Here is a 26,639-nt window from a genome sequence, read left to right as displayed (position 1 = left end):
TTGAAAGCTGGCCCGTGGCTGCACGCCAGAACATACGCAAGTTACTTATTTCGAACCACCCCTGATAAACATACCCAACGATGATAGGTGTGTTACCCTTGGAAAGTGCCAAAACAAAAAGCCCCACCAACAGCTGTTGGTGGGGCTTTTATACTGAGTGGGTTTACTCAGACTTTGATTTCTACGTCAACGCCGCTCGGCAATTCGAGCTTCATCAGAGCGTCTACCGTCTTCGATGAAGTCGAGTAGATGTCAACGAGACGCTTATAGGTGCAGAGCTGGAATTGCTCACGCGACTTCTTGTTCACGTGGGGCGAACGGAGAACGGTGAACTTTTCTTTTTCCGTCGGCAAAGGAATCGGGCCGCTTACGATGGCACCCGTTGCTTTCACCGCCTTTACGATCTTCTCCGACGACTTGTCGACGAGATTATGATCGTAAGACTTCAGTTTGATGCGAATTTTCTGGTTCATGATGTCAGCTTGTGAAAGCAAGTATTACTTACCGCCTTTTACTTTGGCGATGATGCCCTCGGCGAGGTTCTGCGGTACCTGCTCGTAGTGCGAGAAGGTCAGCGAAGCCGAAGCGCGACCCGAAGAAATGGTACGCAGGTCGGTTACGTAGCCGAACAGTTCCGACAGCGGAACGTCAGCCTTGATAACCTGAGCGCCAGCCTTCGTGTCCATGCCTTTCATGATGCCACGACGGCGGTTCAGGTCACCCGTTACCGGGCCCGTGTACTCATCCGGCGAAACTACCTCAACGGCCATGATGGGCTCGAGCAGCTTCGGAGCGCAGCGGGGAGCTGCTTCCTTGTAGCCGAGGCGAGCAGCCATTTCGAACGACAGAGCGTCCGAGTCCACATCGTGGTACGAACCGTGGTAGATCTTAACGCGCATGGAGTCCAGCGGGAAGCCGGCGAGTACGCCACTCTTCATAGCTTCTTCGAAGCCTTTCTGGATCGGAGCAATGAATTCCTTCGGAATAACACCACCGGTGATGCCGTTTACGAATTCCAGACCGGGTTTCTCCGGCTCGGTTTCTTTCGGGCCCAGCTCAAACTCGATGTGAGCGAATTTACCACGACCACCCGTTTGCTTCTTGTAGACTTCGCGGTGCTCGATTTTCTTGGTAATCATCTCCTTGTAAGCTACCTGCGGAGCACCTTGGTTGATTTCAACCTTGAACTCGCGACGCATACGGTCGATGATGATTTCCAAGTGAAGCTCACCCATGCCGCGCAGTACAGTCTGGCCCGTTTCGGGGTCCGTAAATACCGTCAGCGTGGGGTCTTCTTCAACGAGCTTGGCAATAGCCATACCCATTTTGTCTACGTCGGCCTGGGTCTTAGGCTCGATAGCGTAGCCGATTACAGGCTCGGGGAACGACATCGACTCGAGAACGAGGCGGTCTTTCTCTTCCGTCAGCGTGTCACCGGTTTTGATGTCTTTGAAACCAACGCCGGCAGCAATGTCACCAGCTTGGATCTTGTCGATCGGGTTCTGCTTGTTGGAGTGCATCTGCATCAAACGCGAGATGCGCTCTTTCTTGCCCGTACGGTTGTTGAACACGTACGAACCCGACTCCAGCTGACCCGAGTAGCAGCGGAAGAAGCACAGACGACCTACGAAGGGGTCGGTAGCGATTTTGAACGCCAGAGCAGTGAAGGGCTCCTCGTTGTCGGGGTGACGCTCAACTTCCTCGCCGGTGTCGGGGTTGGTACCGATGATGGCGGGCATGTCGAGCGGCGAGGGCAGGTAGGCCATAACGGCATCCAGCATAGCCTGAACGCCCTTATTTTTGAAGGCCGAGCCGCACATTACCGGCGAGAACTTCATGTCGATAACTGCTTTGCGGATCACGTCCATCATCTCCTCGCGGGTGATGCTGTCCGGATCTTCAAAGAACTTCTCCATGAGTGTGTCGTCGTATTCAGCAACGCTTTCTACGAGCTTCTCACGCCACTCCTGCACGGTGTCCACGAGGTCTTCGGGAACCGGAACTTCCTTGTAGGTCTTACCCTGAGTGGCATCGTCCCACACGATGGCTTTGCCAGTCAGCAGGTCAACCACACCCTTGAAGGTGTCTTCAGCACCGATCGGAATCTGCAGCGGCACGGGGTTAGCGCCCAGCTTATCTTTGATTTCCGTTACAGCCTTGAAGAAGTCAGCACCAGCGCGGTCCATCTTATTGACGAAGCAGATGCGCGGTACTTTGTATTTGTCGGCCTGACGCCATACGGTTTCCGACTGCGGCTCTACGCCCGATACGGCGCAAAACAGAGCGACGGCACCGTCGAGCACACGCAGCGAACGTTCAACTTCTACGGTGAAGTCAACGTGGCCAGGGGTGTCGATCAGGTTGATTTTGTACTGCTTGGTCTCAGGCGTCGATTCGCCTTGCACCGTGGGGTAGTTCCAGAAGGTAGTAGTAGCAGCCGAGGTGATGGTGATACCACGCTCCTGCTCCTGCTCCATCCAGTCCATCGTGGCAGCACCTTCGTGCACTTCCCCGATTTTGTGAGTTTTACCCGTGTAGTAGAGAATGCGCTCCGACGTCGTGGTCTTACCGGCGTCGATGTGCGCCATAATCCCAATGTTACGGAGGTACTTCAGGTTTTCGTTGACGGCCATGTCAGTGTTGGGTCTTAGGAACTTGGGGACTTAGGGACTTGGTATTCTGACTGAACAAAAAACCAAGCTCCAAAGTCCCCAAGACCCCAAATTCCTATTTAGAATCGGAAGTGCGAGAAGGCCTTGTTGGCTTCAGCCATCCGGTGGGTGTCGTCTTTTTTCTTAACGGCAGCACCTTCACCTTTAGCAGCAGCAATGATTTCGCCGGCCAACTTGTCTTTCATCGTTTTCTCGCCTCGACGACGCGAGAACTGAATCAGCCACTTCGAGCCAACGGCGATGCGACGGTCGGGGCGAACTTCCGTGGGAACCTGGAAGGTAGCACCACCTACGCGGCGGCTCTTTACTTCCACAGTCGGCATCACGTTGTTCAGGGCTTTGCGCCACTGCTCCAGGCCGTTCTCCTTGGTGCGAGCTTCTACCTGCTCCAGGGCATCGTAAAAGATGTTGTACGCCAGGCTCTTCTTGCCGTCGTACATCAGGTAGTTTACGAAACGGGTTACCAGCGTCTCGCCGAACTTGGGGTCCGGCAGGAGGATACGCTTTTTCGGTTTTGCTTTTCTCATGGTATATGAGGAGTCTCGTGGGCTGAAATGTCTTACGGCCTAGCTTCACACGCTTCAAAGCGTATTACTCAGACCCGTGGCCGTTATTCAGCCCCTTACTACCTAATTACTTTTTCTTACCGCCTTTGCCAGCTGCTGCGGCCGGTTGACCCGGCTTCGGACGCTTGGCACCATACTTCGAACGGCGCTGCAGACGACCGTTAACGCCAGCGGTATCCAGGGCACCGCGGATGATGTGGTAACGCACACCGGGAAGGTCTTTCACACGACCACCGCGGATTAGCACGATGCTGTGCTCCTGCAGGTTGTGGCCTTCGCCAGGGATGTAAGCGTTAACTTCTTTGCCGTTGGTCAGGCGTACGCGAGCTACTTTACGCATAGCCGAGTTCGGCTTCTTGGGCGTGGTGGTGTACACACGGGTGCACACACCACGGCGCTGCGGGCAGGAATCGAGTGCCGGCGACTTCGATTTAGTCGTCAACTTCTCGCGGCCTTTGCGCACTAGTTGGTTGATGGTTGGCATCTATTGAGCGTTTTGTCCGGGAGGGTCTTCTCCCAAAAAATTAGGCTGGCAAAGGTAGATAGTCTGATTTACAATAGCAAACGGGTGTTATAACTTAACCTGGGCATGGGCATAAGCTCATTATCAATGGCTTTGCACTCCGCAAAGTTGAACATCCCGAAGATAGGTCCTAGCCTGCAGGGCTTTCGGTCCGTGCTGAGTATGGCGCATCACCTCAGTTTGCTACGTGCAAGGCAACGGGCCCTAGGTCGGCACAGCGGCTGAGCACGTAGCCCAGCACTTCCAAACTCGTTCGGCTACGGGTGTAACCGCAGAAGTAAAGGCCGTACTCGGCACGTTGTGCTTCTGCATCAGGCATACTAGTCAGGCTACAAGAATTGCGGTACTCGTAGCGCCCTAGCTCGTCGCAAATGTCAAAATGCGGTGCGCTGGTAAGGATGCTTTTGGTCTGCTCGGTAGTCAACGTGCAAACGATGCGATATTCATAGCCCATTTGCAGTAGGCACATTGGTACGTTTGGTAAGCTAGTTTACTAGTAAGATAATTCAGTAGCGTTGTTTACTACTTATCAATTCTGCCGGTTCGTAGAAATATCGGGAAGCAAACCTCTCTCTGTCTTGCTCCCCATAGTTCCTTCAGAGGTTGTTCTATGTGCCGCAGCGGCCCCTCTCTTACTGTCTGTTGGTAGCGCTGCACGCTGCTCCACGTATTTAGGTAACCCATAAACCGTTCGGCGTCCCAGTTCTGCCGCTCCTCGAAGCGCCGGTGCTCAACCGCGGCAAAGGGGAACGGAATACGCGCAAACTCGTCGTCGATATGTCGGCGGTTTTCGTCCCAAAACGGCCCAACAATATCGGAATAGAAATGCCGAATCAGCGCGTCAATCGGCTGCTGGTTCACCCTGACCAGACCGTAACCCCATTCGGCAATAACTCCTCCTCGTTTCGCAACCCTTCTGCCCTCACGATGAAAAGCCGCCGCATCGAACCAGTGCAGGGCTTGGGCGGTCGTAATCAGATCAAAAGTGCTATCAGCAAAAGGTGTATGCTCAGCCGGGCTGATACTGTACCTAATGTTGGGCACATGAGAGGCTTGCGCCAGTTGCTTCTGGCTGATATCGGTTGCCTCTACCCTGCTGAAATGAGCAGCTACATCGACGGCAACCTGCCCGTTGCCGGTGCCTGAGTCCCAAGCTGCGTCCCGACCTAGGGTTCTGGAAAGCAAGTAATCATATAACGCGGCAGGATAGGTAATACGGAATTGCGCGTACTGTTCGGCATGCTTGGAGAAACGATCAATCGGAGGCATACCCTTAAATTAAAAGAGCCGCGTGTTATACCGCGGCTCCTAGGTAATTGCTTTCGTGCGGCTGACCAATACTACGCCTCGCCCATTGTGCCGCCAAAGTTCATCGGGAAGTTCGGCATGTCTTCCTGGGTTTTGATCGTGCCAAAACTGCGCTCATACCGCTCGATATTGTCGGACAAAGCCGACAAAAGCCGCTTGGCGTGCTCGGGGGTGATTACAATGCGTGCTTTCACCTTGGCTTTGGGCAAACCAGGCATCAGGCGAATAAAGTCGATTACAAACTCGCTACTCGAATGGGCAATCATCGCTAGGTTGGCGTATTCGCCTTCGGCGATGTCCTCCGATAGCTCAATGTTAATTTGTTGGTCTTCGGGTGCCGGAACAGGTGGTTGTTGAGCCATGTACATAGCGCAGAAAAACCGCGCATTTCAGTGGTGTAATGCAGATGCAGCATGCTCGCTGCTCCTTTGAGCTAAGGTAGCCAAAAAAGAAAAGTCCGCCGGAATTGCTTCCGGCGGACTTCCTTATGCAATCAGCTAATTACTCAGCCGATACTTCGCGCTTGCTGCGGCTAGCGCGGGGCTTCGCTTCGCTGGCGGCCGGAGCAGCGGGTGCCACTTCCGGCTCATCCGTCGAGCCAACCTGAATGCGCGTGTACTCGCGCAAGCCGGTACCGGCCGGAATGAGGTGACCAACGATTACGTTCTCCTTCAGACCTAGGAGTTCGTCGGCCTTGCCACGGATGGCAGCTTCCGACAGCACCTTGGTCGTTTCCTGGAACGAAGCAGCCGAGATGAACGACTGCGTGCCCAGCGAGGCCTGCGTGATACCCTGCAGCGTAGGGCGCGATACGGCCGGCGAAGCGTCGCGCACTTCTACCAGCTTCAGGTCGCGGCGACGCAGCGAGGAGTTCTCGTCGCGCAGCTTACGAGCCGTCACGATCTGACCACGCTTCAGGATCGTCGAGTCACCTTCGTCCGTTACCACCTTCATGTCGATGATGGCATCGTTCTCTTCCATGAACGTGATCTTGTCCACGGTCTGGTGCTCGAGGAACGACGTATCGCCCGGGTCCATGATAACCACCTTCTGCATCATCTGGCGTACTACCACCTCGATGTGCTTATCGTTGATTTTCACACCCTGCAAGCGGTACACTTCCTGAATCTCGTTCACGAGGTACTCCTGCACGGCACCGGGGCCCTGAATGTTCAGGATGTCGGTCGGCGTAATGGCACCATCCGACAGCGGCGCACCGGCACGGATGAAGTCGTTGTCCTGCACGAGAATGTGCTTCGACAGCGGCACCATGTACTTCTTGCGTACGCCGTCTTTCGACTCGACGAAGATTTCGCGGTTACCACGCTTCACCGTACCGTAGGTTACCACACCGTCGATTTCCGACACAACCGCTGGGTTCGACGGGTTACGGGCTTCGAACAGCTCGGTAACGCGGGGCAGACCACCGGTAATGTCGCGGGTCTTGCCAACGGCGCGCGGGATCTTAGCCAGAATGTGACCGGCCTTGATCTTCTCACCGTTCTCCACGTTGATGTGCGAGCCTACGGGGATGTTGTACGCCTTCTGGGTTTCGTCGCCACCTTTCTTGCCGGCCTTGATAACCAGCGCCGGAGCCAGGGTCTTGTCTTTCGACTCGATAACCACTTTCTCACGGTAGCCGGTCTGTTCGTCCGACTCCTCGCGGTAGGTTACGCCTTCTTTGATGCCCTCGTAGTTGACGGTACCATCGAATTCGGCCAGAATTACGGCGTTGTAGGGGTCCCAGTTGTTGAGCTCCTGGCCCTTTTCAACTTCCTGACCTTCCTCTACTAGCAGGAACGAGCCATACGGAACGTGGTTCGAGATAAACACCTTGCCGGTGCCTTTCTCCACGATACGTACTTCACCCGAGCGGCCCATTACCACTTTCACCGGTTCGCCTTCCGCATTCACCGAATCAACGGTACGCACGTCTTCGAACTCGACTACGCCGGCAAATTTGGCGCGGATGCTGGCTTCTACGGCAATGTTCGATGCAGTACCACCCACGTGGAAGGTACGCAGCGTCAGCTGGGTGCCAGGCTCACCGATCGACTGAGCGGCGATTACACCCACAGCCTCACCTTTCTGTACCATGCGGCCAGTGGAGAGGTTGCGGCCGTAGCAACGGGCGCAGATACCACGCTTGGCTTCGCAGGTCAGTACCGAACGGATTTCCACCGATTCAATGCTGGTCTGGTCGATACGACGGGTCACCTCTTCGGTGATTTCGTCGCCGGCAGGCAGAATAACTTCGTCGGTCAGCGGGTCCACGATGTCGTGAACAGCCACGCGACCTAGGATACGCTCGGCCAGCGGCTCCACGATGTCCTCGTTATCCTTCAGGGCAAAGGTCTCGATGCCACGCAGCGTACCGCAGTCAACGTCATTCACGATAACGTCTTGCGACACGTCTACCAGACGGCGGGTCAGGTAGCCAGCGTCAGCCGTTTTCAGAGCGGTATCGGCCAGACCCTTACGGGCACCGTGCGTCGAGATGAAGTACTCGATAACGTCCAGACCTTCTTTGAAGTTAGACAGGATCGGGTTTTCGATAATCTCGCCAACCGAACCTTGCAGCGACTTCTGCGGCTTGGCCATCAGACCACGCATACCGCCGAGCTGACGGATCTGCTCGCGCGAACCACGAGCACCGGAGTGCATCATCATGTAGATGGAGTTGAAGCCTTGCTTCTCCTTCTCCAAACGCGACATGAGCGTCTCGGTAATCTGGTTGTTGATACGCGTCCAGATGTCGATAACCTGGTTGTAACGCTCGTTGTCGGTAATCAGACCCATCTGGTAGTTCTGGGTTACCGCCTTCACGTCGTTCTGGGCCTGGGCAATCAGCTGGTCTTTTTCAACCGGAATCTGGATGTCACCTAGGCCCATCGACAGACCACCTTTGTAAGCCGACTGGAAACCCAGCGTCTTGATGTCGTCGAGGAACTGTGCCGTGCGGGCCATGCCCGTACGCTTGAACACCATCGAGATGATCTGCTGCAGCTTCTTCTTGGTCAGCAGCTCATCCACGAAACCTACTTCCTCGGGTACGTGCAGGTTGAACAGCACACGCCCAGCAACCGTCTCGATAACCTTGGTTACGAGATTGTCTTCTTCGTCGCGCACTTTCGTACGCACCTTGATGTAGGCGTGCTTCGAGAGCTGGCCTTCGTTGATAGCAATAACTACCTCCTCAGCCGAGTAGAAGGTGCGGCCTTCGCCTACAACTACTTCTTCTTCGGTGGTGCGCTTGCCTTTCGTTACGTAGTACAAGCCCAGAACCATGTCCTGCGACGGTACCGCAATCGGAGCGCCGTTGGCCGGGTTCAGGATGTTGTGCGACGCCAGCATGAGCATCGAGGCTTCCAGTACAGCGGCCGGACCTAGGGGTACGTGCACAGCCATCTGGTCACCGTCAAAGTCAGCGTTGAAGGCGGTACACACCAACGGGTGCAACTGAATAGCCTTACCCTCGATGAGACGCGGCTGGAACGCCTGGATACCGAGGCGGTGAAGCGTAGGAGCACGGTTCAGCAGTACCGGGTGACCCTTGAGTACGTTCTCGAGGATATCCCACACCACGGCGTCCTTACGGTCTACGATCTTCTTAGCCGACTTCACCGTCTTCACGATGCCGCGCTCGATGAGCTTGCGGATGATGAACGGCTTGAACAGCTCGGCTGCCATGTTCTTGGGCAGACCGCACTCGTGCAGCTTCAGCTCCGGACCTACCACGATAACCGAACGGCCCGAGTAGTCGACGCGCTTACCGAGCAGGTTCTGACGGAAGCGGCCCTGCTTGCCTTTCAGCATATCGGACAGCGACTTTAGGGCGCGGTTGCCTTCGGCGCGCACGGCATTCACCTTACGCGAGTTGTCGAAGAGCGAGTCTACGGCTTCCTGCAGCATGCGCTTCTCGTTACGCAGAATCACCTCCGGAGCCTTGATTTCGATCAGGCGCTTGAGGCGGTTATTGCGAATGATAACGCGACGGTACAGGTCGTTCAAGTCAGAGGTAGCGAAACGGCCACCATCCAACGGCACGAGCGGACGCAGTTCCGGCGGAATCACTGGCACCATGCGAATCACCATCCACTCGGGGCGGTTTTCGATGCGGCCGTTAGCTTCGCGGAAAGCCTCTACTACACGCAGACGCTTCAAAGCTTCAGCCTTACGCTGCTGCGAAGTTTCGTGGGCGGCCGAGTCACGCAGCGAGTAGCTCAGTTCGTCTAGGTTCAGGCGCTCGAGCAGCATGTACAACGCGTCGGCGCCCATCTTGGCGATGAACTTCTGCGGGTCCTCGTTGGGCAGCATCTGGTTCTCGCGCGGGAGCTTGTCGATGATGTCCAGGTATTCGTCTTCCGTCAGGAAGTCGAGTTGCTGTACGCCTTCCGCTTCCAGCAAGCCCGGCTGCACCACTACGTAACGCTCGTAGTAGATGATCTGATCGAGCTTCTTGGTGGGCAGGCCCAGCAGGTAACCAATTTTGTTGGGCAGCGACTTGAAGTACCAGATGTGCGCGACGGGCACCACCAGTTCGATGTGGCCCATCCGCTCGCGGCGCACCTTCTTCTCGGTCACCTCCACGCCGCAACGGTCGCAGATGATGCCTTTGTAGCGAATGCGCTTGTATTTGCCGCAGTGGCACTCCCAGTCTTTTACCGGTCCGAAGATCCGCTCGCAGAACAAGCCGCCCATCTCGGGCTTGTACGTGCGGTAGTTGATCGTCTCGGGCTTCACCACTTCCCCGTTCGAGCGCTCCAGAATAGCTTCCGGAGAGGCGAGCGAGATGGTGACTTTCGAGAAGTCCTGAACCAGCTTTTTCGTTTTTGCAAACGCCATGTTGCTTGTGTTTAAGCTTTAGCTTGTTGCTGTTTACTGCTCTGACTCTTGCATCTGACCTAGGGAGGCCTCACCGCAGAAATTCCTAACAGCTCGACTCACGTAAAAGTGCTCTGCGGGTCGGATAGGTACGCCGCGCAGTAGATTTTATCGGGTCTGGGTCGAAGCCTCGTCGGCTCCACTCGACCAGCTTGTTGATGACCTTTCTGCCGGTTAATGTTGTCCTGACCATATCTCGGAACAACGGCCGAAAAGCATGTCGCAAAGCCGCTCGTACTATGCTGTTTGCTTGCCTGGCCCCTACCCTGTTTAACCGACGAGTCGACCTAGGGCAGGATGCGCAAAATGGTTGCCGGTACCGAGGCACCGACAACCATTCTGTTAGCAGCTTTTAACTAGTCCAGCGTAATCTCCAGGGCCAGACCGCGCAACTCGTGAATGAGTACGTTGAATGACTCGGGGATATTCGGCTTGGGCAGTACGTCGCCTTTTACAATGGCTTCGTAAGCTTTGGCACGGCCAATCACGTCGTCCGATTTCACCGTCAGGATTTCCTGCAGGATGTTCGAAGCACCGAAGGCCTCCAGAGCCCACACTTCCATTTCGCCGAAGCGCTGACCACCGAACTGCGCCTTACCACCCAGCGGCTGCTGCGTGATGAGCGAGTACGGACCGATGGAACGGGCGTGCATCTTGTCGTCAACCAAGTGACCGAGCTTGAGCATGTAAATCACGCCCACGGTTACCGGCTGGTCGAAACGGTCACCCGTCAGGCCATCGTGCAGGTAAGCACGCCCCCAATCGGGCAAGCCAGCCTCGGTCAGCTCGCGCGCTACTTCATCTTCCGTAGCACCGTCGAAGATCGGCGTAGAGTACTTGCGGCCCAGCTTCAGGCCAGCCCACCCAAGCACGGTCTCGTAGATCTGACCGATGTTCATACGGCTCGGTACACCTAGGGGGTTGAGCACGATGTCCATCGGCGTGCCGTCGGGCAAGAAGGGCATGTCCTCGTCGCGCACGATGCGGGCTACCACCCCTTTGTTACCGTGACGACCGGCCATCTTGTCACCTACCTTCAGCTTGCGCTTCTTGGCGATGTACACTTTAGCCAGCTGCACGATACCCGCCGGAAGCTCATCGCCTACCTCCAGGGTAAACCGGTCGCGCTTGAAGCGGGCCGTTACGATGTTGCGGCGTTTGGTGTAGTTCTTCACCAGCTCCGCTACCATCGCGTTGGTACGCTCGTCGGCAGTCCAGTTCTCCAGGATGAGGTCCTTGAACAGGTTGACCTCTTCCGGCACGGCGTAGTTGCTTTCGTCCTTGTAGGGGTTCTTTTCGGGGAAGAGCGCATCGGTGATGTTCTTCTTGCCGAATTTGGCCCCTTTAGCTAGCAGCTCGTCGCCAAACTTGTGCTTAATGCCCTGCGACGTTTTGCCGTCGAGCAGTTGCACCAGCTTGTCGATCATCACTGCCTTCACACCGCGTAGCTCAGCAGCGTAGCGGTCCTTCAGCTCTTCTACTTCGCGCTTCGATTTGGCACGCAGGTTCTTGTCCTTCTTCGGACGCGAGAACAGCTTGGTCTCGATAACCACACCGTTCAGTGAGGGCGGCGCCTTAAGCGAGGCATCCTTCACATCGCCGGCCTTGTCGCCGAAGATGGCACGCAGCAGCTTCTCTTCCGGGGTCGGGTCGGTTTCGCCCTTCGGCGTGATCTTACCGATCAGGATGTCGCCTTCGCGCACTTCAGCACCGATGCGAATGATGCCGTTCTCGTCGAGGTTGCGTACGGCTTCTTCGCTTACGTTCGGGATTTCCGACGTCAGCTCTTCTTCGCCGCGCTTGGTCTCGCGTACTTCCAGCTCAAACTCCTCGATGTGAATCGAAGTGAAGATATCGTCGCGGACTACCTTCTCCGAAATCACGATGGCGTCCTCGAAGTTGTAACCCTGCCAGGGCATGAACGCCACCTGCATGTTCCGACCTAGGGCCAGTTCACCAGCTTCGGTAGCGTAGCCTTCGCACAGCGGCTGGCCTTTCACTACCCGCTCGCCCTTCTTCACGATGGGCGTCAGATTCAAGCAGGTATCCTGGTTCGTGCGCCGGAACTTGATCAGCTCGTAGGTTACACGCTCAGCATCGAAGCTTACCAGAATGTCTTCCTGAGTCAGATCATACTTAACGATGATCTTGTTGGCGTCAACGTAATCGATAACACCGTCGCCTTCGGCTACCACCAGGGCACGCGAGTCGATAGCTACGCGGCCTTCAAGGCCGGTACCTACGATCGGAGCCTGCGGCTTCAGCAGCGGCACAGCCTGGCGTTGCATGTTCGAGCCCATCAGCGCACGGTTGGCGTCATCGTGCTCCAGGAACGGAATCATCGAAGCAGCTACCGATACAATCTGGTTCGGCGCAACGTCCATGTAGGTGTACTCGGCCGGCTCTACTACCGGGAAGTCACCCTCAAATCGACCCTTCACGCGCTCCGACAGGAAGTTACCGGCCTCATCGATACGGGCGTTAGCCTGGGCAATGTGGTGCGTATCTTCCTCTTCAGCGGTCAGGTATTTCACCGTCTCGCTTACGTCTACCTTACCGTTCTCAACAGTGCGGTAGGGCGTCTCGATGAAGCCCATTGAGTTCACGCGAGCGTGCACGCAAAGCGACGAAATCAGACCGATGTTCGGTCCTTCCGGCGTTTCGATGGTGCAAAGGCGGCCGTAGTGGGTGTAGTGAACGTCACGTACTTCGAAACCTGCCCGCTCACGCGACAGACCGCCCGGCCCGAGCGCCGATACGCGACGCTTGTGCGTCACCTCGGCCAGCGGGTTGGTCTGGTCCATGAACTGCGACAACTGGTTCGTACCGAAGAACGAGTTGATAACCGACGACAGCGTACGGGCGTTGATCAGGTCAACGGGCTTGAAGTCCTCGTTGTCGCGCACGTTCATGCGCTCCTTGATCGTACGGGCCATACGAGCCAGGCCTACGCCGAACTGGGCGTACAGCTGCTCGCCCACGGTGCGCACGCGGCGGTTCGACAAGTGGTCGATGTCGTCGACGATAGCCTTCGAGTTGATCAGGCCGATCAGGTACTTCACGATGAGCACGATGTCCTCGTTCGTGAGTACGCGAGCGTCCCAACCCGTGTCGATGCCCAGCTTCTTGTTGATACGGTAGCGGCCAACGTCACCCAGGTCGTAACGCTTATCCGAGAAGAACAGCTTCTGGATAATGTCACGGGCCGTTTCTTCGTCCGGCGCTTCCGTGTTGCGCAGCTGGCGGTAAATCTGTTCTACAGCTTCCTTCTCCGAGTTGGAGTTATCCTTCTGGAGGGTGTTGTAGATAATGGCGAAATCAGCGATGTTGACGTTTTCGCGGTGCAGGATGATGGACTTCACGCCCGAATCCACGATGGTGTCGATGTCCTCGTCCTCAACGGTCGAGTCACGCTCCAGCAGCACCTCGTTGCGGTCAATCGAAACTACCTCACCGGTGTCTTCGTCCACGAAGTCTTCCGTCCAGGTGCGCAGCACGCGGGCGGCCAGCTTGCGGCCAACAACTTTCTTAAGGGTTTTCTTGTCGGCTTTCACCTCTTCCGACAGCCCGAACAGGTCCAGAATGTCTTTGTCGGTGCCGTAGCCGATGGCGCGAAGCAGCGTCGTAACCGGGAATTTCTTCTTCCGGTCAATGTACGCGTACATCACGTTGTTCACGTCCGTGGCAAATTCAATCCACGAACCCTTGAACGGAATAATACGGGCCGAGTACAGCTTCGTACCGTTGGTGTGCTTGCTCTGAGCGAAGAACACGCCCGGCGAGCGGTGCAGCTGCGACACGATAACGCGCTCGGCGCCGTTGATAACGAAGGAACCCTTCTCCGTCATGTAGGGAATGTTCCCCAGGAACACTTCCTGCTCGATGGTTTCGAAATCCTCGTTGTCCTCGTCGTTGCAGAGCAAACGCAGCTTGGCCTTCAGCGGAACCGAGTAGGTCAGGCCGCGGTCAATGCATTCGTCTACGGAGTACTTCGGCGGATCAACGTGGTAATCGATAAACTCCAGCACGAAGTTTTCCCGCGAGTCCGAAATCGGAAAGTTCTCGGCAAATACCTTGAACAGGCCTTCGTTCGAACGATTCTCGGCAGCCGTCTCCAGCTGGAAGAAGTCCCGGAACGACTGCAACTGCACGTCCAGGAAGTCCGGGTACTCGATTACCTTCTTAATCTTGGCGAAATTGATCCGCTCCTCGGCCGTAGCCTTTGCTTGGGGTGTAGCCAACGTGTTAAGAATTAAAATGACACTGGGAGGATGGAATCTTCAAACCATGCCAGTAGCGCGAGCCAACCACTCACGCATCGAAGAACAACCCTAGGGGCAAGAAAAACGTTCTTCAATAACATGCAGCTGTGGTGGGTTCGCGCTACCGTTTCGCCGAAAAACGCTCCCAGAGCGTAGAAACGGCCAATAGCAAAGTTTGCAGGCTACAAACAGGAAAAGACCTGACTTAGTTGCCAGGTCTAATCCATGCTTGTCGGACTTGGAAACAGGTGCGGCAAATGGAATAGACCGTATCCTGTTTCTTTCTAATCAGTCCGGTTAAAGCAGGTAGGTGAGAGAGGTTAATTACTTAACCTCTACTTCAGCACCAGCTTCTTCCAGTTGCTTCTTCAGGCCTTCAGCCTCATCCTTAGCAACACCTTCTTTCAGGGGCTTCGGAGCGCCGTCAACCAGTTCTTTGGCTTCTTTCAGGCCCAGGCCGGTCAGGTCTTTCACCAGCTTAACAACAGCCAGTTTCTGAGCACCACCCGACTTCAGGATCACGTCGAACGAAGTCTTCTCTTCGGGAGCGTCAGCAGCAGCGCCAGCGCCACCACCAGCCATCATTACCGGAGCAGCAGCTGCCGGCTCGATGCCGTACTCGTCCTTCAGAATCGTGGCCAGTTCGTTAACTTCTTTAACGGTCAGGCTAACAAGCTGCTCTGCAAATGCTTTCAGATCTGCCATTTTGCAAAAAATTTGGGGTGTTGTTGTAAACGATGAATTGAGAGAGAAAGAGAGCAGCGGTTAGCCTGCGGCCTCTTCTTTTTCCGAAAGGGTTTTGAGGATGCCAGCCAGCTTGTTGCCACCGCTCGACAGAGCGCTGATAACGTTTTTGGCGGGCGACTGGAGCAGACCGATGATGTCACCGATGAGTTCCTGCTTGCCTTTAATCGTGCTGAGCGTGTCGAGCTGGTTAGCACCAACGTACACATCGCTGTCCAGGTAAGCACCTTTGAACACCGGCTTGGGCTCAACGCCGCGGCCGTAGTTCTGCGACTTGTAAAAGTCTTTCAGCAGCTTAGCCGGAGCCGAACCGGACTCCTGCGAGAACAGGATGCCCGACTGGCCTTTCAGGGCAGCATCCATTGCCGAGGTATCCCCCGACAAACGATCCAGCGCCTTACGGATCAGCGTGTTTTTGTAGACCTTGTACTCCATGCCCCGGTTGTAGCAGAGGCGGCGGAATTCGTTGATCTTAGCCACGGTCATGCCCGAAGCATCCGTGATGTAGAAGAAGCTGTATTCGCCGAACTTACCGGCCAACTCATCTACGAGGGCGTATTTTTCTTCCTTCGTCATGATTAGGCGTATTGCTTATTTGGCGGAAGTAACAGCAGTGTCTACCGGTACGCCAGGGCTCATCGTGCTCGAGAGCGTGATGCTCTTGATGTAAGTCCCTTTAGCCGACGAAGGCTTCAGACGCTGCAGAGTCTGGATCAGTTCGAAAGCGTTTTCAGCAAGTTTCTCTTCGCTGAAAGACACCTTGCCAACCGAGGTGTGAATGATACCGGTCTTATCGACTTTGAAGTCAATTTTACCAGCTTTCACTTCCTGTACAGCTTTAGCTACGTCCGTAGTTACAGTACCCGACTTGGGGTTCGGCATCAGGCCACGGGGACCCAGTACACGACCTAGGCGGCCCACTTTGGCCATAACAGCCGGCATGGTGATGATCACGTCGATATCGGTCCAGCCTTTTTCGATCTTGGAGATGTAATCATCAAGACCTACGTAATCGGCGCCAGCAGCCGTAGCTTCGGCTTCTTTGTCCGGGGTTACGAGTGCCAGTACACGAACCGTCTTACCTGTGCCGTGGGGCAGCGTAGCTACGCCGCGTACCATTTGGTCAGCTTTGCGGGGGTCAACACCCAGGCGTACGTCGATATCTACCGAAGCGTCAAACTTGGTGTAGGTAATTTCCTTCACCACTTTGGCAGCGTCCTGCAGCGACCGTACTTCCGTCAGATCGAATTTGGCAAGGGCGTCCTTGCGCTTTTTGCTCACTTTTGCCATGGTCTCTCCTAATTACTTGGTGAGGGGGTTTTCACCCGTGATGGTGAGGCCCATGCTGCGAGCGGTGCCAGCTACGAGCTTCATGGCCGACTCAATCTTGAAAGCGTTCAAGTCGGGCATTTTCGTTTCGGCGATTTGGCGGACTTGGTCCCAGGTCACCGAGCCAACCTTGTTACGGTTCGGCTCTTTCGACCCGCTCTGAATCTTAGCTGCTTCCATGAGCAGAATCGGCGCAGGCGGCGTCTTCACCACAAAGTCAAACGACTTATCGGTGTACATGGTGATGAGAACAGGTAACACTTGGCCGGCTTTATCCTGGGTGCGAGCGTTGAACTGCTTGCAAAACTCCATGATGTTCAAGCCCTTCGAACCAAGCGCAGGTCCAATCGGCGGGGCTGGGTTAGCCGCACCTCCCTTTACCTGAAGCTTCAGGTAACCTTTGATTTCCTTGGCCATTCGGTTTGTTGAACTTCGGCATCAGGTGGCTCCTAATGCCGTTGTGAAAAATGCTCCTATTGGAAGCGACCACCAGTCCGGAGCGGACGACCGGTAGCCCAACTGTAACAGTTCTTATTGTTCCTTTTCGACCTGCGTGTAGCTCAGCTCTACTGGCTGAGCACGGCCGAAAATCTTGACGATTACGTTCAGCTTCTTGCGCTCTTCGAATACTTCGTTTACAGTGCCCGAGAAGCCGTTGAACGGACCATCTATTACCTTCACGGTTTCGTTAACCACGAAAGGTACTTCCAGCGCTGCCGGCTGCTCCTCCGTTTCGTCAACGATGCCAAGGATGCGGTTTACTTCGCTCATGCGCAGCGGTACTGGCTTGGCATTGGCTGCCTTGCCTTCCTTATCACTCAAGAAGCCCAGCACGCCGGGAGTAGTGGTGATAATGTGGTCTACCTCGCCGTGCGACAGATCTGCGTGAATCAGGATGTACCCGGGGAAAAAGCTGCGCTCACGCACTCGCTTCTTACCATTCCGCATCTCGTACACTTTTTCAGCCGGAATCAGCACTTGAGGCACAAGCTCATCAAGGCCGTGGCGGTGAATTTCGGTTTCGAGGTACTGTTTTGCTTTTTTCTCTTGGCCGCTCACCGAACGAACCACGTACCACTTCAATTCTCCCATTTTAGCTACTAGAAAACAGGTGAGACTTAGCGGAACGAGTTGTAGAATGCCTTCAGCAGTGACTCGAACGTCACGTCCATCAGGCCAACCACAATGGCAAACACGATGGAGCCGATGAGCACCAGGCCGGCGCTCTTCTGCAGCTCGTCAAAAGAAGGCCACGTTACCTTATAACGCATCTCCTCGACGGTATCGCGGAAGTATTTCGACAACTTATCCATGTAGGGTGGCCGGTTGGCGGTAAGGCAAAGCCGGCCGCTTCTGCAGCGGCCGGCTTCTGGTTTTAATCAGCACGGGCGGAGAGATTCGAACTCCCATCAAAGGTTTTGGAGACCTCTATTCTACCCTTGAACTACGCCCGTGTATTGCCCGATCAGCGCCGGATGCTCTGAATGGGAGTGCAAATGTAGTGAAGGTTCCAGACAAAACAAATCCGCCCGCGAAAATTTCGCGGGCGGATTGCATTGATCTTTCGACGGTTAGTCGAGGATTTCGGTTACCTGACCGGCACCTACCGTACGGCCACCTTCGCGGATAGCGAAACGGAGACCTTTTTCCATAGCTACCGAGTTGATCAGCTCAACCGTGATAGTTACGTTGTCGCCAGGCATTACCATTTCTACGCCTTCAGCCAGCGAGATGATGCCCGTAACGTCGGTGGTACGGAAGTAGAACTGCGGACGGTAGTTGTTGAAGAACGGCGTGTGACGGCCACCTTCTTCCTTCGACAGTACGTAAACCTCAGCCTTGAACTTTTTGTGGGGAGTTACCGAGCCGGGTTTGCAGATAACCATACCGCGACGGATGGCTTCTTTTTCAATACCGCGGAGCAGCAGACCTACGTTGTCACCAGCTTCGCCACGGTCAAGGATCTTGCGGAACATCTCAACACCGGTTACTACCGACTTGAGGTTCTCAGCACCCATACCGAGGATTTCTACCGGCTCACCCGAGTTGATTACGCCGCGCTCGATACGACCCGTAGCTACAGTGCCACGACCGGTAATCGAGAACACGTCTTCTACCGGCATCAGGAAGGGCTGGTCGGTCAGACGGGGAGGAATCGGAATGAAGTTATCAACAGCATCCATCAGAGCCTCGATGGTGCCTACCCACTTGGCATCGCCGTTCAGACCACCTAGGGCCGAACCTTGGATAACCGGGATGTTGTCACCGTCGAAGTCGTAGAACGACAGCAGCTCGCGGATTTCCATCTCAACGAGTTCGAGCAGCTCGGGGTCGTCAACCATGTCCACTTTGTTCATGAACACAACCAGCTGCGGTACACCTACCTGGCGAGCAAGCAGGATGTGTTCGCGGGTCTGGGGCATCGGGCCGTCGGTAGCAGCTACCACGAGGATAGCGCCGTCCATCTGAGCAGCACCGGTTACCATGTTCTTCACATAGTCAGCGTGACCAGGGCAGTCAACGTGAGCGTAGTGACGGTTGGCGGTAGCGTACTCTACGTGAGCGGTGTTGATGGTGATACCGCGCTCTTTTTCCTCAGGAGCGTTGTCGATCGAGGAGAAGTCACGCTTAGCAGCCAGACCTTTGTTTGCCAACACGGTAGTGATGGCGGCGGTCAGGGTCGTTTTGCCGTGGTCCACGTGACCGATCGTGCCGATGTTTACGTGCGGCTTGGACCGGTCAAAACTTTCTTTAGCCATTGTAAGGAGATTGGGAAGAAATTTTGAGGAAAAAGAGGATGCGAAACGCGCTGCGTGTATACTGCAAGAAAGCGAAACGCAGACTTCTCCCTAGGAAAAACTGCACGTCGCTTGCTGCAGGCCATACGGCGGCAGGCGCGCTGCCCCGTTGGTATCACTCTTGAGCCGTTGCGGGGATTTGAACCCCGGACCTCTTCCTTACCAAGGAAGTGCTCTACCCCTGAGCTACAACGGCTGGTATTTTATGTCATTGCTCAGTTTAAGCAGATGAGCGGGAGACGAGGTTCGAACCCGCGACCTGCAGCTTGGAAGGCTGCCGCTCTACCAACTGAGCTACTCCCGCGTAAGGGCAATGGCATAAAAAAGGGTGTGGGGGGAGAAGGATTCGAACCTTCGAAGTCGTAAGACAACGGATTTACAGTCCGTCCCATTTGGCCGCTCTGGAATCCCCCCTTTTTTGCTTTGGTGCTGGCCGTTTGCCTACACCATCTCCCGTTCAAGAACCGGCGTGTGCAGCTCGATTGCTGAATGGAGACGCAAAATTAGATGCTTTCGGATGCAAGTCAAGCAGTCGGTCAAAAAAAGCGAATCATTTTTTTTGATGTCCAACTCCCATTTTGGATAAAGTGCGCTATTGCAGCAGGTTATAGATACCGATCAACCGCTCATCTTTTTCCTTGCTGCGTATGTCAGCCAGCGTAGTTTTTAGTGTGGGCATGTTTCCGGCAAGAGTGCTCAGCCCTTTATATGCTCCCAACCGAACTTCATACCTAGGGTTGGTGCGGGCCATTATTTCCATTTTCCGAACGGCCTTGTCGCGTTCTACAGCCGGAATCCGAAGCATGAAGCTGCCTAGGTCTTGCAGCATCTGGTACAACGTGGCAGCATCGGCATCATCCATCTGTGCTAGGTACCACTGGTAATGATCGAGGGTACCGTTCAGAGCGAAGTAGTTTGATAATGCTGCAACTATCACGGGGTTTTTCTCGCTCCGCAGTGCTTCGATGGATTGCTGAGCAGTTGCGGCCGGCGATTTAGCCAGTGCGCTAATAGCGGCACCCAACACTGCGTAGGAACTGTCTTTTAGCGACCTAGCGTACAAGGCACCAAAGTCTTCGTTCTGGAAGGAGGCCAGCGCTCCTATCCCCGTTGCACGTACCCGGCTGTCCTTATCCGTGGTAGCTACCCGCTCCAGCTCTTTCCGAATGGCGCCGCCCTCTGGCCCACGGTAGCGCCGCAGTGCCTCTGCCGCCGTTGCCCGAACGCCCCAAAAGGGGTCAGCCAAGGCATGCCGCATCATTCCGCTCACAGCTAAGTCGCCTACTTTAGGCCGGAGTGCCTCAATGGCTTGGGTTTTCGACAGGAAATTGCGCGCGTGGTAATATTGATACAGCAGCTCCTCCTGGCTTTTCTCTTCGGTCAGCTCAGCCAGCAGCACTTTGTCAGAATCAAAATGAACCAGGCTGGGGCGCTGATTTACGGCCAGCTGAAAGGTTTGCCTGGCTTTGCTGACAACGATTCGGTGGTCCGTCGGCTGGTTGTTAACCCAGGTAGTTACGGTAACCGGCAATCGGTACACCGGCTGATAAGTGGTATCCTGCTTTTGCACCACTTGCAGCGTCACCTTGCCGTCGGCATAAGTGTGCGATACATTGATGGTGGGATGGCCGCGTTGCATAAACCACTGATCGAAGAACCACATCAGGTCTTCGCCCGTCACGTCTTCAAACGCCATACGCAGCTCGGCCACCTCTACGGCTGAGAGCTTATTCGTAGTCAGGTATTTGTTGAGGGCTGCAAAAAAGGCCTCGTCGCCGATGTAGTTGCGCAACATGTGCAGCACCCTGCCACCCTTTTCGTAGGAGTGGCGGTCAAACATGTCTTCTTTGTCGGCGTAGCGGTAGCGAATCAGGGGCTCGCGCTTCGATTGGGCTTCCTCCAGGTACAAGTTGGCCTGACGATGACCTAGGAGGTCGGCCGCTTCTTTGCCGTACTTATACTCCGTCCAGAGGTATTCCGAGTAATCCGCGAAGGATTCGTTCAGCGGTAGATTCGACCACGACTCGGTGGTTACGTAATCGCCGAACCACTGGTGAAATAGTTCGTGGGCAATAACGCCTTCATCGTTGCCGTCGATAAGCTGCCGACGGGTTTTCTGCACGAAGTCGCCGTGCACCGTGGCCGTGGTGTTCTCCATTGCGCCCGAAACGTAATCGCGCACCACTACCTGGGCATATTTTTCCCAAGGGAAATCAACACCCAGCTTCTTCGAAAAGAACTCCATCATTTCGGGCGTCTTCCCGAAAATAGCCTTGGCGTGAGCGGCGTACTGCGGCTCCACGTAATAATCGACAGCTTTGCCTCGCCAGGTGTCGCTAACCACTGCATAATCGCCCACGGCCATCATGGCCAGGTAAGGGGCGTGCGGGATGCTCTGCTTCCAGGTATCGGTGCGGGTGCCGTCGTTGTTTTTCTTGGAGGCAATCAGCAGGCCGTTCGACAGCGTTTTGAATTGCTGCTCCACCGTCATGCTGATTTCCTGCGTCATGCGCTGGTTCGGCCGGTCGATAGTCGGAAACCAGCAGGAGCTGGCCTCCGTTTCGCCTTGCGTCCAGATCTGCTTCGGCTTGTTCTTCTCGGCACCTAGGGGATTGATGAAATACAATCCTTTGTCCGAAGAAATGGCGGCGCTACCCCCTGCCGCTAATTCGTTGGGCTTGGCAATGTATTGAATGCGAACCTGGTAAGGCTCGGTACGCGTGTAGGCTTTGTCGAGCGTAATGGCCAGCCGCTTTTTATCGTACTGGTAGTTCAGGCTTTTTTCCTTGCCGCCCGAAATCAGTTTTACGCTCTTGACTTCGAAGCCCTTAGCATCGAGCACGAGCTGCGTTTGGGGGTAAAAGTGCGGGCGTACCGTTACGGTAGCCACTCCCAGCAACCACTGCTTAGCCCAGTCGAAACGAACGTCAAGTTTGGTATCGACTAGGTCGTGCAACAGGGTGGCTGCTGGCTGAATGGGATTGATCGGTGGCAGCCAGTTGGGAACGATCAGGATGGACTGCGACGAGGATTGCGGCTGGCCGGGTGTTTCGGTAGACGCGGGCTTGTTCGCGGCGTTCTTCTTGGCCGTTCCGGGCTTACTGGTTTGCCCCAGTGCACTGAAGGGCAACGCAATAGCCAAAACAAGAGCACCGAGTGCCGGGTATTTCATTGCGCGGAATTTGGGGTAATCTGGGGGTTGAAGTTCCGAAATAATTTCAGATTACGCCTATCTTTAAGCCCTTTTCCGCTGCTTTCCACCCCACATTTTCACCCGCATGCTACAGGTCCGTACCGGCTCCCAACAGTCTTGGAATATCGATTTCAAACCAAACGAAATCAGCGTTGATGGCGAGCCGTTCGGCTGGGACTTGGTAAGCCTAGGTGCGGGCCGCTACCACTTGCTGTGGGAGGGGCGCTCCTACTCTGCCGAGCTCCTGGAAATGGATGCGGCGAGCAAGCAGGTTAGCTTGAAACTGAACGGGCAACGCTTTGACCTGCAAGTCAAAGACCGCTTCGATCTGTTGCTCGAAAAGCTAGGCATGAGCGAGGCTGCCAGCAACAAAATCAACGAGGTGAAAGCCCCCATGCCTGGCCTGATTGTCGACATCCGGGTGACGCCTGGCCAAGCCGTGCAAAAAGGCGACGCTTTGCTGGTACTGGAAGCCATGAAGATGGAAAACATCCTGAAGTCGCCCGGCGATGGGGTGGTAAGCGCCGTAAAAGTGAGCCTGCGCGACAACGTAACCAAAGGCCAGGTGCTGGTGCTGTTTGCCTAACCGGCTGCCCGCTATTACTACCTAGGCCCGTGTCGCTTAGCAAAAGTTAAACAACCTAATCTGAGAACGTTGAAGTACAACCGAATTCTGCTAAAGCTGAGCGGCGAGGCCCTCATGGGCCGGCAACAATACGGCATCGATGCCGAGCGCCTGATGCAGTACGCCGAGGAAATCCGGGCTGTGGCGCAGCTGGGCGTGCAAGTAGCTGTGGTTATCGGCGGCGGCAATATCTTCCGGGGCGTACAGGCCGAAGCTTTCGGCCTCGACCGGGTGCAGGGCGACTACATGGGTATGCTGGCCACGGTTATCAACTCCATGGCCCTGCAAAGTGCTCTGGAGAAGCTGGGCATCCCTACGCGCCTGCTTTCGGGCGTTACCATCCAGCGCGTGTGCGAGCCTTACATTCGGCGGCGGGCTTTGCGCCACCTCGAGAAAGGCCGCGTGGTAATTTTTGGCGCGGGCATCGGCTCGCCCTACTTCACCACCGATTCGGCTGCTTCGTTGCGGGCCATTGAGGTAGAAGCCGATGTGGTACTGAAAGGCACCCGCGTTGACGGCATTTACACCGCCGACCCCGAGAAAGACCCTTCGGCCACCCGCTATCCGCAGATTACCTTCGACGAGGTGATGGAGAAGAACCTGAACGTGATGGACATGACGGCCTTTACGCTCTGCAAGGAGAATAATTTGCCCATTATTGTGTTCGACATGAACAAAGGGGGCAATTTGCTCAAGCTGGCCCAAGGCGAAACCGTAGGCACGTTGGTTACGATGAACGGCAACCAAGCGGCCGGCGCTCAGCCCGGCACCAGCCTGGCTTCGGACCTGAAGCGCGCTTCGACGCAGCAAGCTGAACAAGCCTAGGTGCCGGCCACAACAAAGCCTTAAGCAGCTGCGGCACGCAGCTCTCAACTTTTAACATTTAATTTTTCAGAAGTGGACGAAGAAATTCAGCTGTACCTGAGCGACGCCGAGGAGTCGATGAGCAAAGCACTGCAGCACACCAGTACCGAGCTGTCGCGCATTCGGGCCGGTAAGGCCACCCCTACCATGCTCGATTCGTTGCGTGTGGACTACTACGGCACGCCTACCCCCGTGGCGCAGGTGGCCAACGTATCGGCCCCCGATGCCCGCTCGCTGGTAATCCGGCCGTGGGAGAAAAACATGCTGGGCGAGATTTCGAAAGCCATTAAGAACAGCGACCTGGGCCTGAACCCGGTGATGGACGCTGATTCGGTGCGCCTGAATTTGCCCCCCATGACCGAGGAGCGCCGCCGCGACCTAGTGAAGCAGGTGAAGAACGAAGCTGAAAACGGCAAAATCCGTATCCGCGGCATCCGCAAGGATGTAAACGACTCGTTGCGCAAGCTGCTGAAAGACGGCGCTGCGGAGGATTCGGTGAAGGACGCGGAAGCCAAAGTGCAGAAATACACCGACAGCTACATCGTAAAAATCGATGAGCTGATGAGCAAGAAGGAAGCCGAGATCATGACGATCTAAGCACTTCGTTGCTGCAAAAAACACGAAGGCCCGGTTGCTGTCGCAGCCGGGCCTTCGTGTTATTAGGAGTTGTTAATACTGGTTTACACTTATGCCCAGTGCCGGGCCTCCCGGATGCGTTGCAGCACGGCATCGGGCACCAGGTAACGAATCGATTTGCCTGCCCGCACGGTAGCGCGGATGAACGTAGCGGAAATATCGAGCAACGGGGCCGGTACCAGGCGCACGTTGGCAGGCAACTCGGCCGGTAAATCTGCTCCGGGCCGGGGGTACACGTAAATGTCGACCTCCGAGAGCAGCCGCTCGGCCGCTTTCCACCTAGGAAGGCCGGGCAGGTTGTCGCCACCCATCAAAAGCACAAACTGCGTGCCCGGATGGCGGGCACGCAGTTCGTCGAGAGTATCAATGGTGTAGCTTGGGCGGGGCATGCCGAACTCCACATCGGAGGCTTGCAGCTGCGGATTGCCGGCAATGGCGAGGTTTACCAAAGCCAAACGCTCCTGCTCGGGCAGTAGCTCCTCCCCTACTTTAAACGGGCTCTGCGGCGACACCACCAGCCAAACCGCATCGAGGTCGGTTTGGGTAGCCATGTAATTAGCCAGGATCAGGTGCCCGATATGGATGGGGTTGAACGACCCAAAAAGCAAGCCTACGCGCCGCGGAGTGCTCATCACACAATAGCCAGCTCAGCCGTAATGAAGTCGCGCACCAGCTTTTCGGCTTGCGCGGTGGCTTGGTCCAGGTCGTCGTTCACGATGACGGCATCAAACCGGTCTTCAAACGTCAGCTCGAAATTAGCTTTGTAGAGGCGGGCCGAAATGCTTGAAGCCGAATCGGTGGCGCGCGCTTTCAGGCGCTGCTCCAGCACCTCCAACGACGGGGGCTTTACGAAGATGCACAGCGCGCGGTCTTTGTAAAACTCCTTTACGCTTAAGCCTCCTTTTACATCGATATCGAGGATGGCGTGCTTGCCGCCGCCCCAGATGCGCTCGATTTCGGACTTCAGGGTTCCGTAGTAGGAGCCTTCGTAGACTTCCTCCCACTCCACGAACTCATCGTGGCGGATTTTCTCCTGAAACTCCTGAACCGTAATGAAGTAGTAGTCCTTGCCGTTCTGCTCGGTGCGGCCGCGCCGGTCGCGCGTGCACGCCGAGATGGAAAAGCTCAGCTCCGGAATTCGCTCCATGAGCCGATGGACGATGGTGGTTTTACCAGCGCCTGACGGCGCCGAAAAGGCGATAATCTTCCCCTGCATGGGGCAAAATTAGACCTTTTCGGACTGCACTCGCGCTAGAATGTTTGCAGAAAGACCAGCGGGCACTCCTTTGCGGCCTACGTACTGGTTCAGGAAGTCGACGAAAACACGCTGCTTGTCAATGCTATCGAAGCACGGCGAGCAATCTTCTGCATGGTTAACGAAGTATTCCTCGTCTTCCACGTTGGGCTCCTGGCCCACGATGATTTGATCGAGAATAGTATTCACACGCTCACAGTCGGCGCCGGTGGCAGTAGCGGCAGCAGCGCCTAGTTGGTTGGGTGTAGACTTCGTGGCCATAACAGAGGAGTAATGTGGTGGAGGAGAGGGTTAAATGTACTTAGTCTTCATCTTCGTCGTACGCTTCGGCAACATCGACTTCGCCGGAATCGTTGCCGTAGCCCATTTTTTTTGCGTAGCGTTCGAGCTTGTCCTTGAGGAAATTACGGGCACGGTGCAAACGCGAGCGAACCGTTCCAATCGGAATGTCCAGCACTTTAGCCATCTCCTCGTAGGTAAAACCTTCCAGGTCGCAGAGAATGATAACGGTGCGAAAATCCACCGGCAGCGAATTCAAGGCACTGGCTACTTCGTCGCCGATCAGGTCGCGGGTGGCCTGCTGGCGCAAGTCGGGCGAGGTAGAACCCGTGTCGCCTTCGGCATCAACTTCCTCGGTGTTGTAGTAGCCCTCAATCTCGCTGTAGTCGACCTTGGCGGGTTGCTTACTCTTCTTCCGGAAGTCGTTGATGAACGAGTTTTTCAGGATGCGAAACAGCCACGCTTTGGCGTTGGTTCCCGGCTCAAAGTACTCGAAGAAGCGGTAGGCCTTCAGATAAGTCTCCTGCACGAGGTCGTTGGCATCGTCCTCGTCGAGGGTGAGACGGTAGGCAAAGTTGTACAGCGAATCCAGCACGGGCAGTAGCTCGGCCTGGAATCGGCGGTCTTTCTCCTCCTTGCTCAGTTTGGGTACCCGTTCGGGAGTGTCGCTCATAAAAGGGAGTATTCGGGCAAGCGCACGG

At 55.5% G+C, this 26,639-nt stretch carries 23 protein-coding genes and 4 tRNA genes; 3 read left to right on the top strand and 24 right to left on the bottom strand.

The genetic code is table 11. From position 1 onward, the window contains the following. Positions 1-167: 167 nt before the first annotated feature. From rpsJ to OIS50_RS17685, 20 genes are all read right to left on the bottom strand, one after another. Positions 168-473 carry a 30S ribosomal protein S10 gene (gene rpsJ / locus OIS50_RS17780; RefSeq protein ID WP_059072165.1) on the bottom strand — a complete coding sequence of 102 codons (306 nt, stop codon included), beginning with the start codon at positions 471-473 and terminating at the stop codon, positions 168-170. A 24-nt stretch (positions 474-497) separates the two neighbouring features. Beyond that, on the bottom strand, positions 498-2,633 hold the full coding sequence (gene fusA, locus OIS50_RS17775) for an elongation factor G (RefSeq protein WP_264691981.1): 2,136 nt from the start codon (positions 2,631-2,633) through the stop codon (positions 498-500). 98 nt (positions 2,634-2,731) lie between these two features. After that, positions 2,732-3,199, bottom strand: coding sequence for a 30S ribosomal protein S7 (gene rpsG / locus OIS50_RS17770; RefSeq protein WP_059072163.1), 468 nt, complete (start codon positions 3,197-3,199; stop codon positions 2,732-2,734). Positions 3,200-3,305: 106 nt separating this feature from the next. Beyond that, positions 3,306-3,722, bottom strand: coding sequence for a 30S ribosomal protein S12 (gene rpsL, locus OIS50_RS17765; protein WP_059072162.1), 417 nt, complete (start codon positions 3,720-3,722; stop codon positions 3,306-3,308). A gap of 561 nt (positions 3,723-4,283) precedes the next feature. Then, the gene (locus OIS50_RS17760; RefSeq protein ID WP_264691980.1) at positions 4,284-5,030 is read right to left on the bottom strand and encodes a class I SAM-dependent methyltransferase; all 747 of its coding nucleotides are present in this window, start codon (positions 5,028-5,030) and stop codon (positions 4,284-4,286) included. Positions 5,031-5,101: 71 nt separating this feature from the next. Further along, positions 5,102-5,431 carry a DUF3467 domain-containing protein gene (locus tag OIS50_RS17755; RefSeq protein WP_264691979.1) on the bottom strand — a complete coding sequence of 110 codons (330 nt, stop codon included), beginning with the start codon at positions 5,429-5,431 and terminating at the stop codon, positions 5,102-5,104. A gap of 139 nt (positions 5,432-5,570) precedes the next feature. After that, positions 5,571-9,914 carry a DNA-directed RNA polymerase subunit beta' gene (gene rpoC, locus OIS50_RS17750; protein WP_264691978.1) on the bottom strand — a complete coding sequence of 1,448 codons (4,344 nt, stop codon included), beginning with the start codon at positions 9,912-9,914 and terminating at the stop codon, positions 5,571-5,573. Between the two features lie 395 nt (positions 9,915-10,309). Continuing rightward, positions 10,310-14,194: a DNA-directed RNA polymerase subunit beta gene (gene rpoB, locus OIS50_RS17745; protein WP_264691977.1), complete on the bottom strand. Its 3,885-nt coding sequence runs from the start codon at positions 14,192-14,194 to the stop codon at positions 10,310-10,312. A gap of 345 nt (positions 14,195-14,539) precedes the next feature. Continuing rightward, positions 14,540-14,920, bottom strand: coding sequence for a 50S ribosomal protein L7/L12 (gene rplL, locus OIS50_RS17740; RefSeq protein WP_264691975.1), 381 nt, complete (start codon positions 14,918-14,920; stop codon positions 14,540-14,542). Between the two features lie 60 nt (positions 14,921-14,980). Then, positions 14,981-15,535: a 50S ribosomal protein L10 gene (gene rplJ / locus OIS50_RS17735; RefSeq protein ID WP_264691974.1), complete on the bottom strand. Its 555-nt coding sequence runs from the start codon at positions 15,533-15,535 to the stop codon at positions 14,981-14,983. A gap of 15 nt (positions 15,536-15,550) precedes the next feature. Then, the gene (rplA, locus tag OIS50_RS17730; protein ID WP_264691973.1) at positions 15,551-16,249 is read right to left on the bottom strand and encodes a 50S ribosomal protein L1; all 699 of its coding nucleotides are present in this window, start codon (positions 16,247-16,249) and stop codon (positions 15,551-15,553) included. Positions 16,250-16,261: 12 nt separating this feature from the next. Continuing rightward, positions 16,262-16,705, bottom strand: coding sequence for a 50S ribosomal protein L11 (rplK, locus tag OIS50_RS17725; protein WP_059072153.1), 444 nt, complete (start codon positions 16,703-16,705; stop codon positions 16,262-16,264). Between the two features lie 114 nt (positions 16,706-16,819). After that, positions 16,820-17,380 carry a transcription termination/antitermination protein NusG gene (nusG, locus tag OIS50_RS17720; protein ID WP_264691971.1) on the bottom strand — a complete coding sequence of 187 codons (561 nt, stop codon included), beginning with the start codon at positions 17,378-17,380 and terminating at the stop codon, positions 16,820-16,822. Between the two features lie 26 nt (positions 17,381-17,406). Then, on the bottom strand, positions 17,407-17,601 hold the full coding sequence (secE, locus tag OIS50_RS17715) for a preprotein translocase subunit SecE (protein ID WP_059072151.1): 195 nt from the start codon (positions 17,599-17,601) through the stop codon (positions 17,407-17,409). A 70-nt stretch (positions 17,602-17,671) separates the two neighbouring features. After that, positions 17,672-17,742, bottom strand: a tRNA-Trp gene (locus tag OIS50_RS17710). A gap of 117 nt (positions 17,743-17,859) precedes the next feature. Next, positions 17,860-19,047, bottom strand: a complete 1,188-nt coding sequence (gene tuf, locus OIS50_RS17705) for an elongation factor Tu (protein WP_264691969.1) — start codon at positions 19,045-19,047, stop codon at positions 17,860-17,862. Between the two features lie 163 nt (positions 19,048-19,210). After that, a tRNA-Thr gene (locus OIS50_RS17700) sits at positions 19,211-19,282 on the bottom strand. Positions 19,283-19,317: 35 nt separating this feature from the next. Next, a tRNA-Gly gene (locus OIS50_RS17695) sits at positions 19,318-19,390 on the bottom strand. Between the two features lie 27 nt (positions 19,391-19,417). After that, positions 19,418-19,500: transfer RNA gene (locus OIS50_RS17690), tRNA-Tyr, on the bottom strand. Between the two features lie 178 nt (positions 19,501-19,678). Further along, positions 19,679-22,258, bottom strand: a complete 2,580-nt coding sequence (locus OIS50_RS17685) for a M1 family aminopeptidase (RefSeq protein ID WP_264691968.1) — start codon at positions 22,256-22,258, stop codon at positions 19,679-19,681. 106 nt (positions 22,259-22,364) lie between these two features. Between OIS50_RS17685 and OIS50_RS17680 the strand changes: the two genes are divergently transcribed. The 3 genes from OIS50_RS17680 to frr all read left to right on the top strand — a co-directional run bounded on the left by OIS50_RS17680 (position 22,365) and on the right by frr (position 24,365). Next, positions 22,365-22,865: an acyl-CoA carboxylase biotin carboxyl carrier protein subunit gene (locus tag OIS50_RS17680; protein WP_264691967.1), complete on the top strand. Its 501-nt coding sequence runs from the start codon at positions 22,365-22,367 to the stop codon at positions 22,863-22,865. Between the two features lie 69 nt (positions 22,866-22,934). Further along, a complete protein-coding gene (pyrH, locus tag OIS50_RS17675; protein WP_264691966.1) occupies positions 22,935-23,729 on the top strand; it encodes a UMP kinase in 795 nt (264 codons plus the stop codon). Positions 23,730-23,801: 72 nt separating this feature from the next. Next, entirely contained in the window at positions 23,802-24,365 is a 564-nt protein-coding gene (frr, locus tag OIS50_RS17670; protein WP_264691965.1) for a ribosome recycling factor, read from the top strand. An 89-nt stretch (positions 24,366-24,454) separates the two neighbouring features. Here the strand turns inward: frr and nadD are convergent, their stop codons facing one another. The 4 genes from nadD to OIS50_RS17650 are packed head-to-tail and all read right to left on the bottom strand — an operon-like array spanning position 24,455 to position 26,611. Beyond that, the gene (gene nadD, locus OIS50_RS17665) at positions 24,455-25,036 is read right to left on the bottom strand and encodes a nicotinate (nicotinamide) nucleotide adenylyltransferase (protein ID WP_264691964.1); all 582 of its coding nucleotides are present in this window, start codon (positions 25,034-25,036) and stop codon (positions 24,455-24,457) included. Next, positions 25,036-25,620, bottom strand: coding sequence for a guanylate kinase (gene gmk / locus OIS50_RS17660; RefSeq protein ID WP_119445967.1), 585 nt, complete (start codon positions 25,618-25,620; stop codon positions 25,036-25,038). Before gmk ends, nadD begins: the two co-directional genes overlap by 1 nt. A 9-nt stretch (positions 25,621-25,629) precedes the next feature. Continuing rightward, positions 25,630-25,920, bottom strand: a complete 291-nt coding sequence (locus OIS50_RS17655) for a hypothetical protein (protein WP_264691962.1) — start codon at positions 25,918-25,920, stop codon at positions 25,630-25,632. Between the two features lie 40 nt (positions 25,921-25,960). Beyond that, positions 25,961-26,611, bottom strand: a complete 651-nt coding sequence (locus tag OIS50_RS17650; protein ID WP_264691960.1) for a sigma-70 family RNA polymerase sigma factor — start codon at positions 26,609-26,611, stop codon at positions 25,961-25,963. Positions 26,612-26,639 lie beyond the last annotated feature (28 nt).

Origin of the sequence: Hymenobacter sp. YIM 151858-1 (genome assembly GCF_025979705.1) — a bacterium.
Lineage (GTDB): Bacteria > Bacteroidota > Bacteroidia > Cytophagales > Hymenobacteraceae > Solirubrum.
Note: the sequence above shows the minus strand (reverse complement) of the source record. Positions and strands in the feature narration are given on the sequence as shown.

Coding starts and splice junctions, on each gene's coding strand:
- rpsJ (WP_059072165.1), bottom strand. CDS start 473: ATGAACCAGAAAATTCGCATCAAACTGAAGTCTTACGATCATAATCTC.
- fusA (WP_264691981.1), bottom strand. CDS start 2,633: ATGGCCGTCAACGAAAACCTGAAGTACCTCCGTAACATTGGGATTATG.
- rpsG (WP_059072163.1), bottom strand. CDS start 3,199: ATGAGAAAAGCAAAACCGAAAAAGCGTATCCTCCTGCCGGACCCCAAG.
- rpsL (WP_059072162.1), bottom strand. CDS start 3,722: ATGCCAACCATCAACCAACTAGTGCGCAAAGGCCGCGAGAAGTTGACG.
- OIS50_RS17760 (WP_264691980.1), bottom strand. CDS start 5,030: ATGCCTCCGATTGATCGTTTCTCCAAGCATGCCGAACAGTACGCGCAA.
- OIS50_RS17755 (WP_264691979.1), bottom strand. CDS start 5,431: ATGGCTCAACAACCACCTGTTCCGGCACCCGAAGACCAACAAATTAAC.
- rpoC (WP_264691978.1), bottom strand. CDS start 9,914: ATGGCGTTTGCAAAAACGAAAAAGCTGGTTCAGGACTTCTCGAAAGTC.
- rplL (WP_264691975.1), bottom strand. CDS start 14,920: ATGGCAGATCTGAAAGCATTTGCAGAGCAGCTTGTTAGCCTGACCGTT.
- rplJ (WP_264691974.1), bottom strand. CDS start 15,535: ATGACGAAGGAAGAAAAATACGCCCTCGTAGATGAGTTGGCCGGTAAG.
- rplA (WP_264691973.1), bottom strand. CDS start 16,249: ATGGCAAAAGTGAGCAAAAAGCGCAAGGACGCCCTTGCCAAATTCGAT.
- rplK (WP_059072153.1), bottom strand. CDS start 16,705: ATGGCCAAGGAAATCAAAGGTTACCTGAAGCTTCAGGTAAAGGGAGGT.
- nusG (WP_264691971.1), bottom strand. CDS start 17,380: ATGGGAGAATTGAAGTGGTACGTGGTTCGTTCGGTGAGCGGCCAAGAG.
- secE (WP_059072151.1), bottom strand. CDS start 17,601: ATGGATAAGTTGTCGAAATACTTCCGCGATACCGTCGAGGAGATGCGT.
- tuf (WP_264691969.1), bottom strand. CDS start 19,047: ATGGCTAAAGAAAGTTTTGACCGGTCCAAGCCGCACGTAAACATCGGC.
- OIS50_RS17685 (WP_264691968.1), bottom strand. CDS start 22,258: ATGAAATACCCGGCACTCGGTGCTCTTGTTTTGGCTATTGCGTTGCCC.
- OIS50_RS17680 (WP_264691967.1), top strand. CDS start 22,365: ATGCTACAGGTCCGTACCGGCTCCCAACAGTCTTGGAATATCGATTTC.
- nadD (WP_264691964.1), bottom strand. CDS start 25,036: ATGAGCACTCCGCGGCGCGTAGGCTTGCTTTTTGGGTCGTTCAACCCC.
- gmk (WP_119445967.1), bottom strand. CDS start 25,620: ATGCAGGGGAAGATTATCGCCTTTTCGGCGCCGTCAGGCGCTGGTAAA.
- OIS50_RS17655 (WP_264691962.1), bottom strand. CDS start 25,920: ATGGCCACGAAGTCTACACCCAACCAACTAGGCGCTGCTGCCGCTACT.
- OIS50_RS17650 (WP_264691960.1), bottom strand. CDS start 26,611: ATGAGCGACACTCCCGAACGGGTACCCAAACTGAGCAAGGAGGAGAAA.